20 protein-coding genes are annotated in these 23322 nt (G+C 39.1%); 17 read left to right on the top strand and 3 right to left on the bottom strand.

Annotated features, from left to right (window positions below; translation table 11 throughout):
- The 3 genes from hemE (at position 1) to hemY (ending at position 3563) form a co-directional block, all read left to right on the top strand.
- Entirely contained in the window at positions 1-1050 is a 1050-nt protein-coding gene (gene hemE / locus PSR12_RS19360) for a uroporphyrinogen decarboxylase (protein ID WP_048391738.1), read from the top strand.
- A gap of 156 nt (positions 1051-1206) precedes the next feature.
- On the top strand, positions 1207-2127 hold the full coding sequence (gene hemH, locus PSR12_RS19355) for a ferrochelatase (protein ID WP_257520521.1): 921 nt from the start codon (positions 1207-1209) through the stop codon (positions 2125-2127).
- Between the two features lie 14 nt (positions 2128-2141).
- Positions 2142-3563, top strand: a complete 1422-nt coding sequence (gene hemY / locus PSR12_RS19350) for a protoporphyrinogen oxidase (RefSeq protein ID WP_257520520.1) — start codon at positions 2142-2144, stop codon at positions 3561-3563.
- Positions 3564-3702: 139 nt separating this feature from the next.
- On the opposite strand, the gene PSR12_RS19345 is transcribed toward hemY, so the two are convergent.
- Together PSR12_RS19345 and PSR12_RS19340 are read right to left on the bottom strand one after the other, a co-directional pair.
- The gene (locus PSR12_RS19345; protein ID WP_274770169.1) at positions 3703-6084 is read right to left on the bottom strand and encodes a beta strand repeat-containing protein; all 2382 of its coding nucleotides are present in this window, start codon (positions 6082-6084) and stop codon (positions 3703-3705) included.
- Between the two features lie 179 nt (positions 6085-6263).
- The gene (locus PSR12_RS19340; RefSeq protein ID WP_274770167.1) at positions 6264-7349 is read right to left on the bottom strand and encodes a glycosyltransferase family 2 protein; all 1086 of its coding nucleotides are present in this window, start codon (positions 7347-7349) and stop codon (positions 6264-6266) included.
- A 183-nt stretch (positions 7350-7532) separates the two neighbouring features.
- Between PSR12_RS19340 and PSR12_RS19335 the strand changes: the two genes are divergently transcribed.
- The 6 genes from PSR12_RS19335 (at position 7533) to PSR12_RS19310 (ending at position 14118) form a co-directional block, all read left to right on the top strand.
- Complete coding sequence (locus tag PSR12_RS19335; protein WP_274770165.1) at positions 7533-8501, top strand: YncE family protein; 969 nt, start codon at positions 7533-7535, stop codon at positions 8499-8501.
- A complete protein-coding gene (locus PSR12_RS19330) occupies positions 8501-9184 on the top strand; it encodes a response regulator transcription factor (RefSeq protein WP_004230448.1) in 684 nt (227 codons plus the stop codon). The genes PSR12_RS19335 and PSR12_RS19330 overlap by 1 nt, the downstream gene beginning before the upstream one ends.
- A complete protein-coding gene (locus tag PSR12_RS19325; protein WP_274770162.1) occupies positions 9181-10569 on the top strand; it encodes a sensor histidine kinase in 1389 nt (462 codons plus the stop codon). The genes PSR12_RS19330 and PSR12_RS19325 overlap by 4 nt, the downstream gene beginning before the upstream one ends.
- A 3-nt stretch (positions 10570-10572) precedes the next feature.
- The gene (locus PSR12_RS19320) at positions 10573-11097 is read left to right on the top strand and encodes a FixH family protein (RefSeq protein ID WP_221681161.1); all 525 of its coding nucleotides are present in this window, start codon (positions 10573-10575) and stop codon (positions 11095-11097) included.
- A gap of 121 nt (positions 11098-11218) precedes the next feature.
- On the top strand, positions 11219-11791 hold the full coding sequence (locus PSR12_RS19315; protein ID WP_009373269.1) for a TetR/AcrR family transcriptional regulator: 573 nt from the start codon (positions 11219-11221) through the stop codon (positions 11789-11791).
- 137 nt (positions 11792-11928) lie between these two features.
- The gene (locus PSR12_RS19310) at positions 11929-14118 is read left to right on the top strand and encodes a YhgE/Pip domain-containing protein (RefSeq protein ID WP_221681162.1); all 2190 of its coding nucleotides are present in this window, start codon (positions 11929-11931) and stop codon (positions 14116-14118) included.
- A gap of 406 nt (positions 14119-14524) precedes the next feature.
- Here PSR12_RS19310 and yhfH read toward each other — a convergent pair whose 3' ends face one another.
- A complete protein-coding gene (gene yhfH, locus PSR12_RS19305; RefSeq protein ID WP_004230455.1) occupies positions 14525-14650 on the bottom strand; it encodes a protein YhfH in 126 nt (41 codons plus the stop codon).
- A gap of 144 nt (positions 14651-14794) precedes the next feature.
- Here yhfH and PSR12_RS19300 point away from each other — a divergent pair, with 144 nt between their 5' ends.
- The 8 genes from PSR12_RS19300 to PSR12_RS19265 all read left to right on the top strand — a co-directional run bounded on the left by PSR12_RS19300 (position 14795) and on the right by PSR12_RS19265 (position 23294).
- Entirely contained in the window at positions 14795-15787 is a 993-nt protein-coding gene (locus tag PSR12_RS19300; RefSeq protein ID WP_274770160.1) for a lipoate--protein ligase, read from the top strand.
- A gap of 100 nt (positions 15788-15887) precedes the next feature.
- Positions 15888-16592 carry a response regulator transcription factor gene (locus PSR12_RS19295; protein WP_004230457.1) on the top strand — a complete coding sequence of 235 codons (705 nt, stop codon included), beginning with the start codon at positions 15888-15890 and terminating at the stop codon, positions 16590-16592.
- On the top strand, positions 16592-17575 hold the full coding sequence (locus tag PSR12_RS19290) for a sensor histidine kinase (protein ID WP_274770158.1): 984 nt from the start codon (positions 16592-16594) through the stop codon (positions 17573-17575). Before PSR12_RS19295 ends, PSR12_RS19290 begins: the two co-directional genes overlap by 1 nt.
- Positions 17576-17586: 11 nt before the next feature.
- Complete coding sequence (locus PSR12_RS19285; protein ID WP_274770157.1) at positions 17587-18012, top strand: hypothetical protein; 426 nt, start codon at positions 17587-17589, stop codon at positions 18010-18012.
- A 12-nt stretch (positions 18013-18024) separates the two neighbouring features.
- A complete protein-coding gene (locus tag PSR12_RS19280; protein WP_004230460.1) occupies positions 18025-18801 on the top strand; it encodes an ABC transporter ATP-binding protein in 777 nt (258 codons plus the stop codon).
- Positions 18773-20707 carry an FtsX-like permease family protein gene (locus PSR12_RS19275; protein WP_221681165.1) on the top strand — a complete coding sequence of 645 codons (1935 nt, stop codon included), beginning with the start codon at positions 18773-18775 and terminating at the stop codon, positions 20705-20707. Before PSR12_RS19280 ends, PSR12_RS19275 begins: the two co-directional genes overlap by 29 nt.
- Positions 20708-20849: 142 nt before the next feature.
- A complete protein-coding gene (locus tag PSR12_RS19270) occupies positions 20850-22397 on the top strand; it encodes a fatty acid--CoA ligase family protein (RefSeq protein ID WP_221681166.1) in 1548 nt (515 codons plus the stop codon).
- Between the two features lie 249 nt (positions 22398-22646).
- Complete coding sequence (locus PSR12_RS19265; RefSeq protein WP_004227966.1) at positions 22647-23294, top strand: VTT domain-containing protein; 648 nt, start codon at positions 22647-22649, stop codon at positions 23292-23294.
- The last annotated feature ends 28 nt before the right edge of the window (positions 23295-23322 follow it).

Below are 23322 nucleotides of genomic sequence, written 5' to 3'. Positions count from 1 at the left end.
ATGACAACTTTTAATGATACACTTCTACGTGCTGCACGTGGAGAAAGGACCGCACATACACCAGTTTGGTATATGCGTCAGGCAGGACGTTCTCAGCCAGAATACCGTGCCATTAAAGAAAAGTATTCCTTAGAGGAAATTACACACCAACCTGAGCTATGTGCGTATGTCACTCGTCTACCTGTAGAGAATTACAATGTAGATGCTGCTATTTTATATAAAGATATTGTCACACCTCTCCCTGGAATTGGGATAGATGTGAAAATCAAGGCAGGTGTTGGTCCTGTTATTTCTAACCCTATTCGTTCAGTAGCGGATGTAGAAAAATTAGGTGAATTCAATGCTAAAGAGCATACACCATTTGTATTAGAGACAATCAAGTTACTTGCAGAAGAGCAATTAAATGTACCTCTAATCGGTTTTGCTGGAGCCCCATTCACACTTGCAAGCTACATGATTGAAGGTGGTCCTTCAAGAAACTATAATAAAACAAAATCATTTATGGTATCAGAACCTCAAGCTTGGTTTGCTTTAATGGATAAACTCGCTGACATGATTATTGCAGATGTAACGGCTCAAATTAAAGCTGGTGCAAAAGCTATCCAAGTGTTCGACTCATGGGTTGGAGCCTTAAATGTAGAGGATTACCGTGTATTTATTAAACCGATTATGACTCGTATTTTTGCAGAGTTGCAAAAAGAAAATGTACCATTAATTCAATTTGGAGTGGGTGCTAGCCATTTAGCAAAAGAATGGAATGATTTACCGATTGATGTTGTGGGCTTAGATTGGCGTTTACCGATTAAAGACGCACGTGCCAATGGTATTACCAAGCCTGTACAAGGAAACTTAGATCCATCTCTATTACTTGCAGATTGGTCAGTTATTGAAAAACGAACGAAAGATATTATTGATCAAGGACTAGAAATGCCAGGTCATATCTTTAATCTTGGTCATGGTGTTTTCCCAGAGGTTGACCCAGATGTCTTAAAACGTCTTACAACGCTTATTCATGAATATAGTGCTCAACAAATTCAAGCTCGTTCTTAATGGAAGTCAATCAAGCGTGAATAATATGTCCTTTTCTATATAGGAAATTTTAATTCCAATGTAGAAAAGGAGCTGTCCAACAATCAAGATTGGGCAGCTTCTTTTTATCACATAATGTATGAAAAACATAAAACAATTTTAGAGGTGAAAAGGGTAATGAAAGAAGTTAAAGGCTTACTAGTAATGGCATATGGAACACCTTATAAAGAAGAAGATATTGAACCTTACTATACGCATATTCGTCATGGACGTAAACCTTCTGCAGAGCATTTAGAAGATTTACGTAGCCGCTATGAAGCAATCGGTGGTTTATCCCCATTAGCTGCGGCAACACAAGCGCAAGCTGAAGCATTATGTACACGTTTGAACGAAGTACAGGATGCTGTAGAATATAAATTGTTTATTGGTTTAAAACATATTCATCCATTTATAGAAGATGCAGTAGAGCAAATGGTGGCGGAGGGCATAAAAGAAGCGGTTTCTATTGTTTTAGCCCCTCACTTCTCTACTTTCTCAATTAAGTCTTATAATGGTCGTGCTGAAGAGGCTGCAGGAGGTCGCTTAAAGATTACTTCTGTGGAATCTTGGTATGACGAGCCAAAATTCATAGAGTATTGGAAACAACAAGTGAATGAGACATTTAATGCAATGACAGAAGAAGAACGGGAGACAGCTTGTCTAATTGTATCAGCACATTCATTGCCTGAAAAAATTAAAAACTTAGGTGATCCATATGAAGATCAACTAATTGAAACAGCTCGTCTTATTCAAACTGCGACAGGTTTAAAAAATGTAGAGGTTGGCTGGCAATCAGCAGGCCAAACACCAGAGCCTTGGATTGGTCCAGATGTTCAAGACTTAACACGTGAGCTATTCGAAGAAAAAGGCTTCCGTTCATTTGTTTATACACCAGTAGGTTTCGTAACAGAGCATTTAGAAGTGTTGTATGACAATGATTTTGAATGTAAAGTTGTTTGTGATGAACTTGGTGCAAAATACTATCGTCCAGCGATGCCAAATACACATCCTTTATTTATTGATGCGATGGTAGGGGCGATTCATAAAAAATTAAGCTAAGCGAAAAGAAAGTGATGATGTTGGTGACTCAGAAAAGACGAAAGGTAGTTGTCGTAGGCGGTGGCATTACAGGCCTTACAGCTGCGTTCTATATGCAAAAAGAAGCAAGCGCAAAAGAATTGCCATTAGATATCGTACTTGTCGAGTCGTCATTACGTCTTGGCGGAAAAATTCAAACTCTAAGAAAAGATGGCTTTATTATTGAGCGTGGGCCAGAATCTTTTTTTGATCGTGAAAACTATGTCCATGCTTTAGCAAAGGATCTCGGGATCGAACAGAAACTATTAACAAGTAATGCGGGTCCAAACTATGTAGCTGTTGGTAGTCAGTTATATACAATACCTAGTCATCTCCTATCTGGAGAGACACCACATATCTCTTCATTCATAACTTCAGGCTTGTTCTCACTTAGTGGTAAAGTTCGTGCGGTGGGGGACTTTTTTATTCCCCGTTCTACACAGAATGACGATCAACCGTTAGGCGCTTTTTTTAGAAGAAGATTTGGTGCGGAGATTGTGGAAAATCTAGTAGAGCCCCTACTAGCGGGTACATTTGCAGGGGATATTGAGCAGTTAAGTATGAGTTCAACCTTCCCGCAGCTTTATAGTTTAGAACAACAATATCGTAGTTTGCTGATTGGTATGAAGAAGTCAGGCACGAATTTCTTAAGCAATCATCACATAGCTGAAAATAAAGGTATCTTTCAAACCTTTAGCAATGGCCTTGAAACACTCATTGAAAGTATTGAAGAATCCTTACTTCCGGGGACAGTGATGAAGGGTGTCAAAGTAGAGGAAATAGAGCATGGCAAGGATGGTTCAGTTCAGGTGATACTCAACAATTTTTCGCATATCAAAGCAGATGCTGTTATTATTGCCACCCCCTTTAATATGGCTGAAAAAATGTTTAGTAAGTTAAGTCTATTACATGAATTGGGCACAATGAAGGCTGCGACTATTGCAACCGTTACAATGGCTTTTAAAAAGGAACAACTCGGTGATTTAGACGCACTTTCTTTTTATGTCTCTCGAAATAGTGATTTTTCAATTACTTCCTGCACTTGGATGAATCGAAAATGGCCAGGTACTTCACCAGAGGATTATGTATTATTACGTAGTTATATTGGTCGAGTGGGCGATGAAGCGATTGTAGCGTTATCGGATACGGAGATCGAAAAAACCGTGCTACAGGATTTAGAGAAAACGATTGGTATCGATGGTGTACCTATCACAACTGTTGTAACACGTTGGAAAAATGCGATGCCACAATATACAGTTGGCCACGAGGCGAAAGTCCTTCGTATCAAGCAAGAATTACAAGAGCATTTTCCAACTGTAAAGCTTGCAGGAAGCTCGTTTGAAGGAATATCGATTCCAGAATGCGTACAGCAAGGTAAAAAGGTCGCCAATGAAGTATTAATGGAAATGTTCAAGTAATGCAAATCAGATAGTACAAACATTTATTATCAATGTTTGTACTATTTTTTATATTGTTACATGAAAAAGAAATAGCAAACCACAAAATAGTGGTTTGCTATTTCTACTAAAAACTGTATTGCTTAATAATGTCCTAACTCTAAGAAATTCGATGACATGACCAAACAATACCACCAGAGTTAGCGCCGCCTAGTGTAAGAGAAATAGTCAATCCATTGGCCTCATAGAACAAATCGATTGTATCTCCAGCATTTAAATTCACTTCTCCTGCTAAAGTAATTGTGCCATTTCCCAGAACTGCGCGTAAAGTTAATACAAGTGCCACATTGACATTTAGTACAGGGAACAAGCCACTAATTAAATTAGTAGTAGCATTTTGTCTAATTGCAAATGAAGGGTTTATTCCTGCTCCTAAAGTAACGCTAATAGCCGCAGCAGTGGAGTAGTTAATGGTTGCTTCAAAGGAATACCTACCTGTAGTTGGTACAGTGAAAATACCAGTTGTTGGATTGAAAGCAGGTGTTGTAAAGTATGGTGAAGTAACACTCCAGTTAGTGATTGGAGTAGATCCACTAACAGCCAACGTGTTTTTAAAGGCAGAGAATCCTTCAGTAAACGCAGGCCCCGTAGCGCCAGTAGCCCCAGTAACGCCGGTTACCCCAGTAGAGCCAGTAACGCCGGTAGCCCCAGTAGCCCCAGTAACGCCGGTTACCCCAGTAGAGCCAATAGAGCCAGTAACGCCGGTTACCCCAGTAGAGCCAGTAACGCCGGTTACCCCAGTAGAGCCAGTAACGCCGGTAGCCCCAGTAGAGCCAGTAGCGCCGGTTACCCCAGTAGAGCCAGTAACGCCAGTAGCCCCAGTAGAGCCAGTAGCGCCGGTTACCCCAGTAGAGCCAGTAACGCCGGTAGCCCCAGCAACGCCAGTAACGCCAGTAGCCCCGGTTACACCCGTAGAGCCGATAGCGCCAGTAGCGCCGGTCTCACCCGTAGCGCCAGTAACGCCGGTAGCCCCAGCAACGCCAGCAACGCCAGTAGCGCCAGTAGCCCCGGTTACACCCGTAGAGCCGATAGCGCCAGTAGCGCCGGTTACACCCGTAGAGCCGATAGCGCCAGTAGCGCCGGTCTCACCCGTAGCGCCAGTAACGCCGGTAGAGCCAGTAGCGCCGGTTACCCCAGCAACGCCAGTAGCGCCGGTTACCCCAGTAACGCCAGTAATGCCGGTTACCCCAGTAGCGCCAGTAGAGCCAGTAGCGCCAGTAACGCCGGTAGCGCCGGTAGCGCCGGTCTCACCCGTAGAACCAGTAGAGCCAGTAACGCCAGTAGCGCCAGTAGCGCCAGTAGCGCCAGTAGAGCCAGTAGCGCCAGTAGCGCCAGTAACGCCGGTAGCGCCAGTAGCGCCAGTAGCCCCAGCAACACCAGCAACACCAGTAGCGCCGGTCTCACCCGTAGAACCAGTAGCGCCAGTAACGCCGGTAGCGCCGGTAGCGCCGGTCTCACCCGTAGAACCAGTAGCGCCAGTAGCGCCAGTAACGCCGGTAGCGCCAGTAGCGCCAGTAGCGCCAGTAGCCCCAGCAACGCCAGTAACACCAGTAAAGCCAGTAGCCCCAGTAGCCCCGGTTACACCAATAGGACCAGTAGCGCCAGTAACACCAGTAGCACCAGTAACACCAGTAGAGCCGATAGCGCCAGTAGCCCCGGTCACACCAGTAGCGCCAGTAGCCCCAGTAACACCAGTAGCGCCGGTAGCCCCAGTAGCCCCAGTTACACCCGTAGAACCAGCAACGCCAGTAGCGCCGGTAACCCCAGTAGTGCCAGTAACGCCGGTAGCGCCAGTAGAACCAGCAACACCGGTAGCCCCAGTTACTCCAGTAGCGCCAGTAACACCAGTAGCGCCCGTAGAACCAGCAACACCAGTAGCGCCAGTAACACCAGTAGCCCCAGTAACACCAGTAGCGCCAGTAACACCAGTAGCGCCAGTAACACCAGTAGCGCCAGTAACACCAGTAGCGCCCGTAGAACCAGCAACACCGGTAGCCCCAGTAACACCAGTAGCCCCAGTAACACCAGTAGCGCCAGTAACACCAGTAGCGCCAGTAACACCAGTAGCGCCAGTAACACCAGTAGCGCCAGTAACACCAGTAGCGCCCGTAGAACCAGCAACACCGGTAGCCCCAGTTACTCCAGTAGCCCCAGTTACTCCAGTAGCGCCAGTAGGCCCAGTCTCACCCGTAGAACCAGTAACGCCGATAGCCCCCGTAGAGCCAGTAGGTCCGATTGCGCCAGTCACGCCAGTAGCCCCAGCAACGCCGGTAGCGCCAGTAGCGCCAGTAGAACCAGTAGCGCCGGTAACGCCAGTAGCGCCAGTCACACCTGTACTACCAGTAGGTCCAGTTATCCCCCCAGTCGGTCCTGTAGGTTTCACTGGCCAAATTGGACAACTTGGAATTGGACCAGTTTTACAACAACAAGGAAATGAATGACACTTACTGCAAACTCTATCAATAAAATTTCCAAAATGCATAATCTCACCTCCTCTCTCAAATATCGTATTCTGATAAATGATAAGGGAGGTAGACACATAACTATTATTTACTTGTAAATAGAGAGTTATTTATAGATTCGTTGCAACTGTATTTAAGATAAATGGATGTTTATCCTGCGAATAGAAGATGAATCTTTTTAGATGGTAATTGATATTTTTTAAGAGTCATTTTGATTGATTGTTAAAATACGCTTGAAATATTCTTTATTGTGTAGAATTTTGGGGTCATTCGGCATAAACGAGCCTGCTAATTCATTATGGGCATTGGCTAGTTCATATTGTTGTAAGCGATCGTAAAGAACACAGAGCTGCAAGTGGGGTAGCCATGTAGAAAAGCTTTTGTTTTGAAAGGGGGCATTTGGCTTCTGTTTAATAACCAGAGCTTGCTCATACCAAAATATAGCTTCGTAATTTCTGGATTGTTCCATAAAGTGATAACCTAGGCGACAACAGGCTTCTGGGCGGGGGATATCGTATTCAAAGCTTCGTATAATAGCACTGAAATTGTTTTCTTTATCGTTTAAATGAGAATAGCAATCTGCTAATTTTAAGCAGGCACGAATGTTATCTTCAATCCATCCTAATTTGGACGTTAAAAATAATTCATAATAATAAATAGCTTCCTCAAACAGGCCATGATCTACTAATTCATTAGCAAAATAAAATGTATCACGTGGTGATAGTGTTTCTCCCGTTTCAATCAGTTGTCTATAAATCGTAATATTGCGGGAGTGATCATGGGTTAACGGTAAATGGCTAACAGCAACATCACTATCAAACAACATACCACTCACTTCTAAATATTCATGAACTGCACCAATCCATTGAAACTGCTTTTCCCTTCTGACAAGGCGATATCTTCTTATTAATGCATCTGCGTTTCCCTCATGATCGAAACTTAAATGATAATTCATAGAAACAGCATCAATGTCGGAAGTAAGAGATGCTTTGAGTGCCTTTAATTTTTGGCGGTCTTCCTCTAAAAAAACATCGTCAGCATCAAGCCAGAGGATATATTCTTTTGTTGCTTGTTGAAAGGAAAAGTTTCGTGCTGCTGCAAAGTGATGTATCCATGTAAAATCAAAAATTCGGTCTGTATATTGTGCAACCACTTGCTTTGTACTATCTGTTGATCCCGTATCAACAATATTAATTTCATCTACTATATCTTTGACAGACTCAAGACATCGACCAATAACATCTTCTTCATTTTTTACAATCATACATAAGCTAATGGATATCATACTCTATTCCTCCTTACCATTATCTTTGTAATATATGTAAGGACGGAATTATTGGTTGGATGATTGAACTGTTAGAAGAATTGCGAGTCGGATATGTGAAATGTATTTTCATGGTTTGTCATAAATTTACCTTCCAAGTTTCACCCGAATTTCACAATTGTGAAGTATAGTAAAGGGGCAGAGGTGATAAAGTTGAAAAAATGGGCATTCTTCATTTTTTCGTTACTACAAATTATATGGTTAGCGGGTTGCGCTGAAAAGTCATATGAACCCATTGAAAGGGAACGAAGTTTTATAGCTTCATTAAACATACAAGAGCCATCATTAGATTTTATTGATGAGGATGGGAATTTGCTTGCGACATGGTTATTTGATAAGGCTTATTCAGGGGCCATACTATTAGGAGATGACCAAGTTTTATTATATGGACACCAATTAAATAACATCGATGTCTATACAATATCCACCGGAGAAAAGCTCTATTCAAAAAAAGTAGAGATTGGTACGACCAATGTATACTACGATGACAACATCAAGCAATTTTTTATCACGAATAGTAAAACCAATACAGTGACAAGCTTTGATCAAGAAGGCAATCAGCTAGCTTCACAACAACTTGGCAATTATCCAATGTCAATGACATCGTATAGGGATAAACTATATGTGATTAATTTTAAAGATACAAAGTTATCTGTGTTAAATATGAAGGATTTAACGATTGAGCAAGAGTGGCCAATTCAAAAATCTGCTCATGGAATAGCTGTTATAGAAGAAACACATGAGCTATGGGTAGGCGGTCATGGGGAAGGAAGTAAGCCAAATAGTTCTGTTAAAAAATATGATTTGACTACAGGTCAACTGCATGGCGAGATTGACATGCCTTTGATGCCAGTAGGATTAAAAAAGACCAAAGATGCCGTTCTTGTGGTAAGTCATGGTCACAACGAGTTATATGTGGCTGACTTTGATGGCCATATCAAGTGGCAGCAAGAGGTTGGGGCAAATCCCTTTGTAGTGGATCAATTTAAAGATTATATTGTTGTCGCTGGCTATGATGATCACACATTGTATTTTATAAAAGATGGCCAGAAGGAAAAAACAGTTGATGTAGGGAAAGGTGCTTTTCAGCTGTTAGTAAGGGAGGAACAATGATGACAACTGTATTAATAGTTGATGATGAGCAGGATATGCGTAATTTAATTGAAATGATGCTCAATAACTCTGATATAGAGACATTTACTGCCGCTAGTGGAACTGAGGCTTACGACGTAATAGTGCGTGAAAATATAGATTTAGTATTACTTGATGTAATGATGCCACATGAGGATGGTTTTGTTGTTTGTCAAAGTATTCGGGCTATGTCCAATGTGCCGATTATTTTTTTAACTGCACGTGATGCGAATGAGGATAAAGTGAAAGGTCTTACACTTGGTGGAGATGATTATATTGTTAAGCCATTTACACATGATGAACTCGTAGCCAGAATTTATGCTGTATTAAGACGAAGTGGTGCAAATATTACAGAACTACAGCAAAAGTACGTAATTTTTGGCTCTATTAAAATAGATGAAATAGCACGAAAAGTATCCGTTGATGGAAAGAGTATTCCACTTACTTTAAAGGAATTTGAACTCTTACACTTATTTATGAAAAATCCAGGAAACGCCTATTCGAGAGAGCAATTATTAGAACGCATTTGGGATATTGATTATGTTGGTGGAACACGCACGGTAGATACACATATTAAAACTTTACGAATAAAGCTTGGAAAGGATGCGGCTTCGCATATTCAAACCGTTTGGGGTGTGGGCTACCGCTTTGATCCTGGCGAATGAAAAAAATTGCCACGCGCATTTGGTTGTTAATTTTTGCTTTTTTAATTATTACTGTCGTCTTTATGTATGTTCTCACAAATTTTTTATATCAACGTTTATATGTACAAGATACAGAAGATACAATGGTCGAAGTTGGTTTGAAGCTACAAACAATGTATGACAATGGCAAGGTAACGGATGAATTTATTGCAGATATTGAAGAATTTAATGATTATTCCAATTTGAATATATTTGCGGTAAGGAATCCTCGTGAATTAAGCGCCTGTGTTCCATTTGATATCGATTATGAGACATTGATTGGTCCTGAGGAAAGACAAAAGTTATTAGCAGGAAAATATGTGCAAAAAATTGGGTACGAGCCTCGTTTTGATCGACAACTTATTTCGGTGGTTGTACCACTTGTTGATCAAAATCGATTAGAAGGTATTATTTATATTTATTTCCCATTGGCCAAAATTAGTGAGTTGGCAAATAGTGGCGTTATTTTATTGTTTATTAGTGCCTTCATATTTTTAGTAGTTGTTAGCTATTTAATTTATAAAGGTATTCGACATATTATGCGACCATTAAACGATTTACAGCTTGCAGTAGAGCAGATGTCCTATGGGAATTATGAGACTCGTGTACCTGTCAATTCACGAGATGAAATCGGTAAATTATCTAGTACCTTTAATAAGATGGCAGAGGCAATTCAGCAAGAGGATGAAGCACAAAAAACATTCTTGGCAACAGTCTCGCATGAATTACGAACACCGATTAGCTATGTAAAGGGCTATAGCGAAGCCATGCAAAATGGTATCATCACAGAAGGTCAAAAAGAAGAAACCATTCAGCTAATCGTCCGTGAGGCCAATCGCATGGAACGCTTAACAAACGAATTACTTCAACTGGCAAGAACAGAAAATGAACAAACTGAAATTGATTTATATCCAATTCCGTTAGGTGAAACATTACGAGAGGTTCAAAAAATCTTAACGCATCAAGCAAATAAAAAGAACATAACTTTATATTTAGATGTAGATGATGCTCTAATTATTGAAGCGGATGAGGTAAAATTAAAACAAATTTTTATTAACATTATTGAAAATGCGATTAATTACTCGCATGAAAATTCTAAGGTGGAAATTGTTGCTGCTGAAAAGGCTGGTAGTGCAAAAATTACCATTAGGGATTATGGAATTGGTATTCCTGCGGAGGATTTAACCCATGTCACTGAACGATTTTATCGTGTTAACAAAGCTCGAAGTCGTGCGGACGGTGGTAGCGGACTAGGTTTATCGATTGTTGAACAGTTATTAAAACAGTTACAGGGAACGTTGGAAATTGAAAGTGTTGTTGAAAAAGGCACATCCGTGAAGATACGGTTGCCATTAATGGAGGATTAAAAGATGAAAAAGTGGTTATTTGCGCTAATAGCAGTCCCTACATTATTAGTAGGATGTGGAGAAAAAAAAGAGGCATTGCCAGAACCAGAAGTACCACAGATCCCAGAAGTTGAAATTTTAACACCAAAAGAAGTAGCACTCAATGAAACGATTGAGCTGGCAGCACATGTTGAACAAGGTGGAAAAAATGTCGATGATGCTGTAGTAGAATTTGAAGTTTGGGAATCAGGAAAACGTGATGAAGGACAAATGATTGATGGGAAATTAGAGCAAGACGGCGTTTATAAAGCAACGACTACTTTTGATCATGATGGTGTGTATTATATGTATGCACATACAACAGCTAACGGTGTTCATAATATGCCAAAGCAACAAATTATTGCTGGAAGCCCTGATATGACAAAGGTTGTCCCAGAAGATGAAAAAGCCAATAACAGCATGGATAATAACATGATGGATCATAATAATGACTCTTCAAATGATATGGATCATGAGGAAGAGAAAAAAGATGAAAAAAATCATCATTAAAGGCTTGCAATTTTTTTGAAATAGGAATATGATAATGACCAGATGACCGAAATGGTTTTCTGGTCATTTTTATTAAAGTGTACGAGAGATGTACATAACCTAACTAGAAAGGATGTTACTAATGGATCGTAGGCAGGAAATTCTTGAAGCAGCTGCAAAATCTTTTACATTGTTTGGCTACAAGGCAACAACAATGGAGCAAGTGGCGAAAATTGCCAATGTCGGTAAAGGTACGATTTATACATTCTTTGCAAATAAAGAAATTTTATTTCAAGAGATCGCAATGTCACTTGTACGAGAGATGAAAGCGGAAGCAGATGCAGTGTTGGATGCATCGGCAAGCTTTATGGATAATGCGCATAATGCTTTAATGAAAATGCTACAGTTCCGAGAAAAACATCTTTTATTTGCAAAGCTAATCGAGGAAGAAAAAGAATTACGAACACCAGCAGTTAAACAGGTGCTACTACGTATCGAGACTGAAATCTTATCGTATGTCGCAGAATTAATACAACGACGTATTAACAAAGGTGAAATTAGAGAGTGTGATGCGGAGCTAGTTAGTTACTTATTGCTGAAGGCATATCTTGCTTTTGTTGTCGATTGGCATGAGTTACACGGTGATGTAATCCCTGAAGAAAAGATACTTAATCTTTTTAAGGAAACAATCTTTCGAGGTTTGATTCTCACTTGATTCGACAAAATACAGCTGTATAAGTATTGAATTGAATCAAGTGCTCTTTTTGCAATATTATTGAGGTTGCTTATTTTTTTGAATGAAAATGACCAAATGACGTTTTCGGTCAAATAGTTTAGGAGTGAGGAAATTATATGATTAAAGCTGAGTGGCTGAAGATCTTTAAAACAAGAAAAATGCTTGTTTCAATCATTGCTGTATTATTTATTCCAGTAATGTATGCGGGTATGTTTTTATGGGCGTTTTGGGATCCTTATGCAGGGCTTCCTAATCTTCCAGTAGCTGTTGTTAATGAGGATACTGGTGCTGAGATGGATGGCGTTAAATTAGACTTGGGGGATACCTTGGTCGATAAATTGATAGATAGCGAGCAATTTAACTTTATAGAAGTTTCAAAAGATGAAGCTGAAAAAGGCTTAAATAGTCGTGACTATTATATGATTTTAGAAATTCCAACAAATTTCTCTGAACATGCAACAACACTATTAGATGACAAACCATCTAAATTAGTAATGAACTACATTCCAAACGAGGGATTGAACTTCCTTGGTGCTCAAATAGGTGAGACAGCAATGGATCGTGTACGCGCTGAAGTAAATTCTCAAGTATCAGCGACTTATGCTGAAAAATTATTTGATTCAATTGCAACACTTGGTGATGGCTTTACAGAAGCAGCAGATGGCTCAAATAAGCTAGATGAGGGTGCACAAAAAGTAGCGGATGGTGCAAAAGATTTAAAAGGATATTTGGAGCAACTAGCATCGAGCACAGTTGAACTATCAAATGGTACTGATAAATTAACAAAAGGTGCGGGAGATGCCGCAAAAGGCGCGAATGACTTATCTAGTGGTTTAGTCAAACTACAAGATGGTACTGTTCAATTACAACAAGGTGCACAGCAAGCTGCAAATGGAGCAACGAGCCTTGAACAGGGGATATCACAATATACACAAGGTGTTGCAAAAGTTGGTGCTGGTTTAAACACTTTAAACGACAAACAACAGCAAATTAGTGCAGGTGCAGCATCTATTGCTGAGAACGCTGGTGCATTGAATGGTGCAGCAACCCAATTAACAGCGGGATCTGCAAAAGTAGAGGCAGGCATTACAGCCCTATCAAATCAATTACAAACGATGATGGCTTCAATGCCTGAAGAACAAGCAGCAGCATTAAAACAAACATTAGCGGAACTACAGGCAGGTAGTGCTAGTGTGCATAACGGTTTAACATCTTTATCAGCTGGTACAGAAAAATTACAAGCTGGTGCCAATCAAGTAAGCTCTGGTGCAACTCAAATTGCAGCAGGTCAAGCAGAAGTGCTAGCTGGTGCGAATGCATTAACAGCTAAAAGTAATGCTTTATTGGAGGGTGCAAAAGGTCTACAAGCAGGTAATGCTACATTAGCTGCAAAATTAGGTGAACTACATGCAGGTGTGAATACAGCTGTAACAGGTTCAAAAACATTAGCATCTGGATTAAATGAATTAGCGAATGGTACAACAACATTAAATCAAGGTACTTCGACACTTGCTTCAAAATCTGGTGAGCTAGCACAAGGATCTGCAACACTTGCAGATGGTTCTACAGAGCTTGCAGATGGTACAGCTACTTTATCTGGTAAATTAGGTGAGGCTAGTGAAAAAGCAAATGAAGTCAAAGCAAATCAAGACACGTATGATATGGTAGGTAGTCCAGTTGAAGTTGAAAAAGAGTCTGTAAACCATGTTCCTAACTATGGTACAGGTTTTGCACCGTACTTTATTTCTCTAGGTTTATTCGTAGGTGCATTATTAATTTCAATTGTGTTCCCACTTGTTGAGCCTGCTATTCGTCCTAAAAACGGGGCATCTTGGTTTACAAGTAAAGTGACTGTACTAGCAGTCGTAGGTTTAGTGCAAACATTACTAACAGTAGTTATTGTCAAATGGGGTCTAGGACTCGAAGTGAATAACATGGGCTACTTTATTTTAACAGCCTTATTAACAAGCTATGTATTTTTAGCCTTAATTCAAATGCTTGTTTCGATCTTTGGTGACCCTGGTCGTTTCATGGCAATAGTTGTACTAATTTTACAATTAACAACAAGTGCAGGTACATTCCCATTAGAATTAATACCTTCACCATTACAAGTATTTAACAAGCTATTACCGATGACATATACAGTTCAAGCATTTAAATCCAGTATTTCTACTGGTGATACATCATTCTTAATGCAAAACTATGGTGTTCTAGCTGGTTTCTTAGTAGCATTCTTAGCAATCACATTTGGTTACTTCATGCTACTGCACAATAAACGTTACTCTAAAGTAGCTGAAGAAAACTAATCATGAAGCACTCACCCAATGTAGGTGAGTGCTTTGTTGTTCATAGGGGTTATGTAATAATTCTTCCGCCTCAAAAGACATAAATAAAAACAAAGCGATCTATAGAAATTTTATGAAAAAAGAGTTTGAATTTGCATTGAAGGCTATTTACTTTTCAGTGGGCGAGTAGCGAGCTGCTCCCTCTGGACGCTGGCAGAACAGAAATCCCCTTTCCTTGTCAAACGGTCTTTCTCTGCTAGTGATTGTCTTTTTTCAACAATAAAAAACAACAGCTGATATGAGCGTATCAGCTGTTGTTTTTTGTAAGTGTAAGAGATTTAATTAAGGGTTCATCAAAATATGATGAAGGGTGTCATGATTGCTACGTGTGGGGCACGTATATGACTATATCAGAATAGGCAAATGCTTATAGGTGGTTACATTTTTCACAAGTGTTGCTGTAGCATTCGCTTTGTTCTTCCATTTTTTCACCGCACTCAGTACATTGCTTAGCAGGTAAATTCTTGAAAAATTCAACTACGTTTTCTAACATTGTGGACTCCTCCTTTAAGTTCATCTGTACTATTACTGTTTTGATATTTTCTAGTGTATTATAACAGATGCTTTTCGTCAACACAAAATGCCTAATTTACGGTAAAATAAATATGGATATTTTGTGAAGGAGGAAACGTGAACTATGATTTTCGTTGATAATAAAGGGATCCATGATCCACGTATTAATCTTGCTATTGAGGAGTATTTGTTAAAAACAATGGACGTTGAGAAAGAGCCAGTGCTCCTTTTCTACATTAATCAACCGTCTATCATCATCGGTAAAAACCAAAATACGATTGAAGAAATCAATACAGACTATGTAGAGGACAATGGCATTATTGTTGTGCGCCGTCTTTCAGGTGGTGGTGCTGTTTATCATGATTTAGGCAATCTTAACTTCAGCTTTATTACCAATGATGATGGCGATAGCTTTATGAACTATAAAAAATTCACACAACCAGTTGTTGACGCTCTAGCAAAAATGGGTGTGAATGCAGAGCTCTCAGGACGCAATGATATACTAGCAGAGGGACGTAAAGTTTCAGGAAATGCTCAGTTCTCTACAAAAGGACGTATGTTCAGCCATGGTACATTGATGTTTGATACAGAAATTGATGCGGTTGTCTCTGCTTTAAAGGTCAAAAAAGATAAAATCGAATCAAAAGGTATTAAATCGATTCGCTCACGAGTAGCAAACATTTCAGAGTTTTTAAAAGAGCAAATGACAGTTGAGGAATTCCGTCTTGAAATTTTGAAATCCATTTTTGGCGGGGAAGAAAACATTCGTTATTATGAGCTAACTGAAGATGATTGGGCGAATATCCACAAGCTATCAGAGGAACGCTATCAAACATGGGAGTGGAATTTTGGAAAATCACCACGCTTTAATATTCAAAAAACACATCGATTCCCAACAGGAGGCATTGATATTCGTCTAGAAGTAAATCATGGTGTGATGGAAGAAGTGCATATTTTTGGAGATTTCTTTGGTGTCGGTGATATGGCTGATATAGAACAGCGCTTAGTTGGGACAAACTATGACAGAGCGGCTATTGCTAAGGCATTAGCAGACATTGATATCCCTACATATTTTGGTGGAATTTCAAATGAGGACTTTTTACAATTAATTTATTAAGGAAAATACGGTTTCATGTAATGTTTTAGCCTAAAGGTTCGCTGACAATTATGTCGTCGAACCTTTTTTTGATACAATATAGAAAGAAAGGAGTGTTGATATGGAAAAGCATCGAATATTCATAGTTGAAGATGATGTTAAGATTGCATCATTACTAGCGGAAACGCTTAGAAAATATCAATACGAAGTTGCAACAATTCAAGAATTTGATCATCTTATAGAAGAATTTACAGCATTTAATCCACATATGGTGCTGCTTGATATAAATTTACCCGCTTACGATGGCTATTATTGGTGTCGCCAGCTACGTCAGCATACAACATGTCCGATAATTTTCATTTCTGCACGCTCAGGAGAAATGGACCAAATCTTTGCACTTGAAAATGGGGGCGACGATTTTATTACAAAGCCTTTTAACTACGAAATTGTGTTGGCTAAAATCCGTAGTCATCTACGCCGTACATATGGTGAATATGCAGCAAGGCAAGAAGAACGGACAATCAAGCAAGGACAGCTTGTACTTCATTTAGAAAGAATGGAGCTACATAAAAATGATTTAGAAATTCCACTTCAGAAAAAAGAATGTATCATCTTAGAGCTACTGATGGGCAATGCACCGAAAGTCGTTTCACGTGAGCAATTGTTAGAGGAGCTTTGGGACGATCAAGCATTTGTCGATGAAAACACTTTGAACGTGAATATGACCAGAGTTCGAAAAAAGTTAGCGGATTATCATATATCGTCAACAATCGAAACGGTACGTGGTGCAGGCTATCGATTCATATTAAGTGCAGGTGAGCTATAGTGGGCTGGAAGCTTTTTTTACGTGATTATGCATCATTTATTGTGTTCCAGCTCTTATTAGTTGGGTTCATCATGGTTATCTATGCATTAGACGGTTTCCGAAATATTGATACGGCTATTTATTCCTTTTGTATTAGCCTTGTGCTATTAGCATCCTTTTTACTTGTCCGCTATTTAATGCGGCAACGCTACTTATTGAAGATAACTCAGCTTCCAACAGGAATGGAGGATGTGCTACAAAAAAACGCAAAAACGCCAGAAGCTATGCAAACCGAGAAGTATATGCATGAATTGTATCGACTTTATCAACATGAGTTGCATGCTTTATATGCAAGTCAAAAAAGGCATGATCAATTTATGAACCAGTGGGTCCATCAAATGAAAACACCTATTTCAGTGATTGAATTATTATTACAGGATGACCGACCTCTTGATAAAAAGAATGTTCAGGAGGAAATCGATCGCTTGCGTAGAGGATTGGACATGGTACTTGTTAATGCACGCCTAGAAAATTTTGAGGATGATATGCAAGTAGAGCGAGTTGCGCTAAAAGGTATTGTAACTGCAACTGTTAATGAAAATAAACGTTTATTTATTACGAAAAGAGTTTTCCCGGAAATTCATATTGAGGACGATCTCATTGTTGCCAGTGATTCAAAATGGCTTCGTTTCATTCTTGGACAATTTATCACCAATGCAGTGAAATACACGTTTGAAGCCAATAAAAAAATTGTTATTTCTGCCATTGAAAAGGATGACTATGTACAACTTGCCATTTGTGATGAGGGTATTGGGATTCCAGCTTCCGATCTTTCTCGTGTTACAAAAGCCTTTTTTACTGGCGAAAATGGGCGAAAAACAGGTGAATCAACTGGAATGGGCCTTTATTTAGCCAAAGAAATCTGTGAAAAGCTAGGGCATGAGCTGGCTATTACATCAGAGGTAGGAAAAGGGACGATTGTGACAGTAACATTTACAAATTAGGGGGCACTAGGATGGTAGAGGTACGTATAGAAGATTGGAAACTAACGATTGATAAGGAGAAAACAAATGCGCTTTATATGACACATCTGCAAGCGGGAGATCCATTAGCCTATCAAAATTTTATCCTGGCAAATGAAAAGTTAGATGAAGAACTACTGCATTTTTCAAAGAGCCTTGGGTTAAACTTACAGCAACCAACATTATTGAATGCTTTTCCTGTAGACGGTCAACAGATTATGTATAGTGGGTATTATACTGTATGTGGGGAAATCGTAGAGGGAGAAACGGATGCTTGGGATGTGATTATTGGGGAGCATTGCTTTAGTTTAGTAGAGGAAGAGTCATTACTGGCTTTAACAGAGCCTCATTTTCACATTGGTTTTGAGGTCGTTTTACAGTGGCTTTTACCTCAATCCTTAGAATTAATGAAGAAATAAGGTGAATGAAGTATGCCTATTTTACAAATTAAAGATGTGACAAAAGTGTACGAAGGTAAAGTAACGCATCGTGCATTAAATCAATTGAGCTTTGACGTGGAAGAAGGCGAGTTTTTAGCTGTTATGGGGCCCTCAGGAAGCGGTAAAACGACATTACTGAATATTATTTCGACCATCGATGAACCAACTAGTGGAGAAATCATTTTAGATGGAATGAATCCACATAAATTGAATGCAACAGAGCTTGCCTATTTTAGAAGAAGACAGCTTGGCTTTGTGTTTCAGGATTTCAATCTTTTGCATATGCTGACGGTCGAGGAAAATATCGTGTTGCCCTTAACATTAGATCAACAGCCGCTAGAGGTAATGGAGGAGCGTCTGGCAAGTATTGTAGAAAAGCTAGATTTAACTTCCTTCCTTCATAAACGTCCAAATGAAATATCTGGAGGACAGGCACAAAGAACGGCAATTGGTCGTGCGCTTATTCATAATCCTAGTCTCATTTTAGCGGACGAGCCAACAGGTAATTTAGATTCAAATTCTTCACGTGATGTGCTTGAACTATTAACAAAAGTGAATCAGGATAAACAAACGACAATCGTAATGGTCACGCATGATCCAATTGCAGCAAGTTATTGTGATCGAGTGTTATTCATTAAAGATGGTGAATTTTTTAATGAAATTTATCGAGATGACCGCCGTCAGATGTTTTTCCAACGTATTTTAAATGTTTTGAGCTTACTAGGAGGAGGGCAAGTAGGTGACCTTTCGACAATTCGCTTACCGTAATGTCGTGCGGAACAGCCGGATATATGGCGCCTTTTTCATGGCAAGCTTTTTTTCTGTGGCTGTATTTTTTATCTATTCCATGTTGATGTTTCACCCTGATATTGAACGTGGGATATTAGGGGAGATGTCTCTCATTGGGATGGTGGGGGCTGAAATTGTTCTCGTCCTGTTTACATTATTCTTTTTATATTATTCCATGAGTGCCTTTTTAGAAGCCAGATCACATGAATTTGCTATTTTATTGCACTTGGGAATGGAAAAACGTCAGATGAATAGACTTGTCTTTTTAGAGACAATGATTATTGGAACAGGCTCCATTATTGTAGGGATTGTCTTTGGCTTCTCCTTTTCAAAATTCTTTTTTATGATTGTGCGGGAAATTTTACATTTAGAAGATTTACCACTCTATATTTCATGGGAGCCATTTTTATTAACGATTGGTGTTTTCACAAGTGCATTTTTCGTTATTTCTTTTATTAGTGTGTATTTTACACGAGAGAGAAAATTACGAGATCTTATAAAAGGCAGTGATTATTTAAATAGCTTAACAACGTATTCCAAAATACGAGCTTTCTATGGTATTGCTTTAATTGTAACAACGTATATTCTCGCGTTTGTTGTCGGACATACATCACTAATCGGGCTAACGCTATTAATACCATTTTCCGCAACATTTGGCACCTATTATTTTTTCAGTGATTCTGTGCCTTGTTTTTTAGATTTAGCACGTGGGAAACGCAAATATCATTGGCAACGCTACCGTCTACTATCGCTAGCAGAACAAACGCATATAATGATGGATAACGTGAAAATGTTTTTCGTTGTGACGATGGTATCGACGCTTGCATTTTTATCTGTTGGTGTTTTAGCAACGATGTCCTCCTATACAACGCAATATGATCGATTAAATCCACTCGGGCTGGTTTATAAAGGGGATGTCGATAATCCATATGAACGGGAACATATCAATTCTTTAAGGCTGCAATTAGAAGAGAAAGGTTTATCTTATCAGCTATCCCGTTTTATTGTTGTGAAGCAAACCTCCTCTTTCACTCGAAATGAAGTGGAGGTTTTTCGAGAGTCCGATATGAATGTTCTGCTTTCTTCCTACAGTTATCCATTATTAAATCTGGAAGCAGGAGAGGCAGTATTTATTCCTTATTCGGAGGATTCCCTAAAAAAGTTAAAAGATCGAGTTGTGCATACTGTTTTAGAAGAAAACAATATACCGCTCACTATTGATAGTGTCTATCCAAAAATAGTGTTTCCAGGCTCGATTGTCAGTGTCAATTCGATTGTCATTAGTGATGAAGACTTTGCGAAGCTTATTCATCCGATTTCTGATCAAGACATTATTCAACCAAGCTATCATCTATTTACATTTGTTATTCCTCAATGGATGGAAACGAAGGATATCGGTAAGGATATCGATCATCTAGAATCCAATTTATATTTTATTAAAAAGGATAAGTTTAGCCCTTTTTACTTTGAAAATGCAGGATTAAATTATTCTTATATACTAGCTACCTACTCATTATTTACATTAGTGGGTGTCTTGGTAGCCACTGTATTTTTACTTGCGGCTGGAAGCTTTATCTATTTTAAATTGCATACATCCCTCGAACGTGAAAAGCGTAAATTTGATGTATTAAAACGTATGGGTTTAACAGATACGGAGTTAAAAAAGCTGGTTAATCGGCATTTGTTTCCCCAATTCTTCTTACCTTGGGGTGTTGCGATGATGCATAGTGCCTTTGCTTTTCTAATGGTTCAGGGTATTTTAAGGGACATTGCGAATATATCGATTGTAAAAGAAGTATTCTTTGCTTTTGGCTTTTTTGTATTAATACAAGTGGTTTATTTTTATTTAATTCGATGGCGCTATATCTCCCATATTCGCTCATGAAGTAATGGTTTAAAAGAGAAAAAAATGAATTATTTAACGTAATTTATGACATGAGATAAAAAGACTCATTGTTTTTTAGATATATTTCTTATATAATATTACTGAATAACGATTCATTTTATACGATAAGGGGATGGTGTAATTGAATTTAGTTTCACGTGTTCGTCAACAGGCAACAGAACAACCTGAAAAAGTGGCGTATCATTTTATGGGGAAAGATACGACTTACGGGGAATTTGAGCATACAGTTGGCCGCTTTGCAAAGGGATTACAAGATTTAGGCGTTGAAAAAGGGGATCATGTGGCGTTTTTACTCGGCAACACGCCACACTACTTAATTGCCCTCTATGCAACAATGCGCTTAGGGGCAACAGCAATACCTGTTAATCCAATCTATACACCGGATGAAATTTCTTACATTTTGCATAATGGAGATGTAAAAGCAGTCATTGCTCTGGATATGTTGCTACCATTGGTTGAAAAAGGTGTACAAGCATTTCCACAAGTAAAAACATTTATAGTTTGTGAAACCACACCAGATATAGCGGAAAAAGTGGCAGCTTTATCACCACAAGCACAAGAAAAAACACATTTATTTACACATGTAATCGCCAAAACCACTGAATCTTTACAACCTGTTGAAGTTGCAGAGGATGACAATGCTATTATTTTATATACTTCAGGAACTACAGGTAGTCCAAAGGGAGCCATGCTGACACATGGCAATGTTTACTCAAATGCACGCGATGTGGCGCATTATTTAGGCATTAATGCAGAGGACCGTGTTATTGCGACACTACCTGTCTTCCATGTATTTGCCTTAACGGTAGTGGTGAATGCGCCTTTATTAAGTGGGGCAACAGTTTTACTTGCACCACGCTTTAGCCCTAGCGAAATTTTCGCTTTAGCTCGAGAGCAAAAAGCAACGGTATTTGCTGGTGTTCCTACTATGTATAATTTCTTGTACCAATTACCTGAAGGCAATCCTGAAGATTTCTCGACAATTCGTTTAGCTATTTCAGGTGGTGCCTCCTTGCCTGTTGCGCTATTACATAATTTCGAACAGAAATTTAATGTGCGAGTGTCAGAGGGCTATGGCTTATCTGAAGCTTCACCCGTTACATGTTTTAACCCATTAGATCGTGATCGTAAAGCTGGCTCTATTGGAACATCCATTAGCAATGTCGAGAATAGAGTGGTCGATGTTAATGGTCAGGAAGTACCTGTGGGCGAAGTTGGAGAGCTAATTGTACGTGGTCCAAACGTGATGAAGGGATACTATAAAATGCCTGAAGAAACGGCGATGGCGATTCGTGACGGCTGGCTCTATACAGGAGATTTGGCAAAGGTAGATGAAGAAGGGTATTTTTACATTGTCGATCGTAAAAAGGATATGATTATTGTAGGGGGCTTTAATGTTTATCCTCGTGAGGTGGAGGAAGTGCTGTTTGCCCATAATAATATTGTAGAGGCAGCGGTGGTAGGCTTCCCAGACCCTAACTTAGGGGAAGCGGTACATGCCTATGTTGTGTTGAAAGAAGTAGCTGCTACTACAACAGATGATCTACTATCCTATTGTGCTAAACATATGGTGAAGTATAAGGTTCCGAAAGTAATTGAAATACTGGATGAACTACCAAAAAACACAACAGGAAAAATATTAAGACGCTCATTAAAAGAAAAAGTTTAAACGAGAAAAGCTACTATTGAAAAATGGTAGCTCTTTTTTTGTACATTATTCGTATAATAGTAAAATCAGTTGAGAGTAGATGTCTGTAAGTGATAAAATCAAACTTGTGAAATCTTCTACATACTTTTCAAGAGCTTGTCATATAGTGAGGAAGTAATGTAAAAAGACGTACAAAACTGGAACCCTTTGAGGTGAAGCCACGTCAAAACTTTTAAGTAAAAATACTATTGAAAGAGAGCATACAAAAACATGTTAGAACTCATTAAGGAGTTAATAAGTTTTATTGTGCATATCGATGTGCATTTAGAAGAAATTATTCGTGATTTTGGCAATTGGAGCTATCTTATTTTATTTGCGATAGTTTTTGTAGAAACAGGGGTTGTTATTTTCCCATTCTTACCTGGTGATTCCTTGTTATTTGCAAGTGGAACATTAGCTGCGGCAATGGGCGCATTCGATATGTGGATTTTAATCCCTGTATTTTTAGCAGCAGCTATTTTGGGCGATACGATGAACTATCATATTGGTCATAAGGTAGGGACATCTATTCCGCCAAAGAGCCTCCTCGGTAGAGTTGTTAAAAAAGAGCGTATGGAAGCAGCTGAAAAATTCTTTAATACACATGGTGGGAAAACGATCGTAATCGCACGTTTCATGCCATTTATTCGTACATTTATCCCGTTTGTGGCGGGTGCAAGTAAAATGAAATATAGTTATTTCTTATTTTATAATATTTTTGGTGCAATTTTATGGGTATTCAGTTGTACATTATTAGGTTACTTCTTTGGGAACATTCCAATTATTAAAGATAACTTCTCAGTTGTCCTAATTTTGATTATCATTATATCCGTTGTGCCAGCAGTGATCGGTGCAATAAAATCCAAAGTAGGTAAATAATATGGACAGTCCTTAAGTGATTCATCAT

Origin of the sequence: Lysinibacillus sp. G01H (genome assembly GCF_028872195.1) — a bacterium.
Lineage (GTDB): Bacteria > Bacillota > Bacilli > Bacillales_A > Planococcaceae > Lysinibacillus > Lysinibacillus capsici.
Note: the sequence above shows the minus strand (reverse complement) of the source record. Positions and strands in the feature narration are given on the sequence as shown.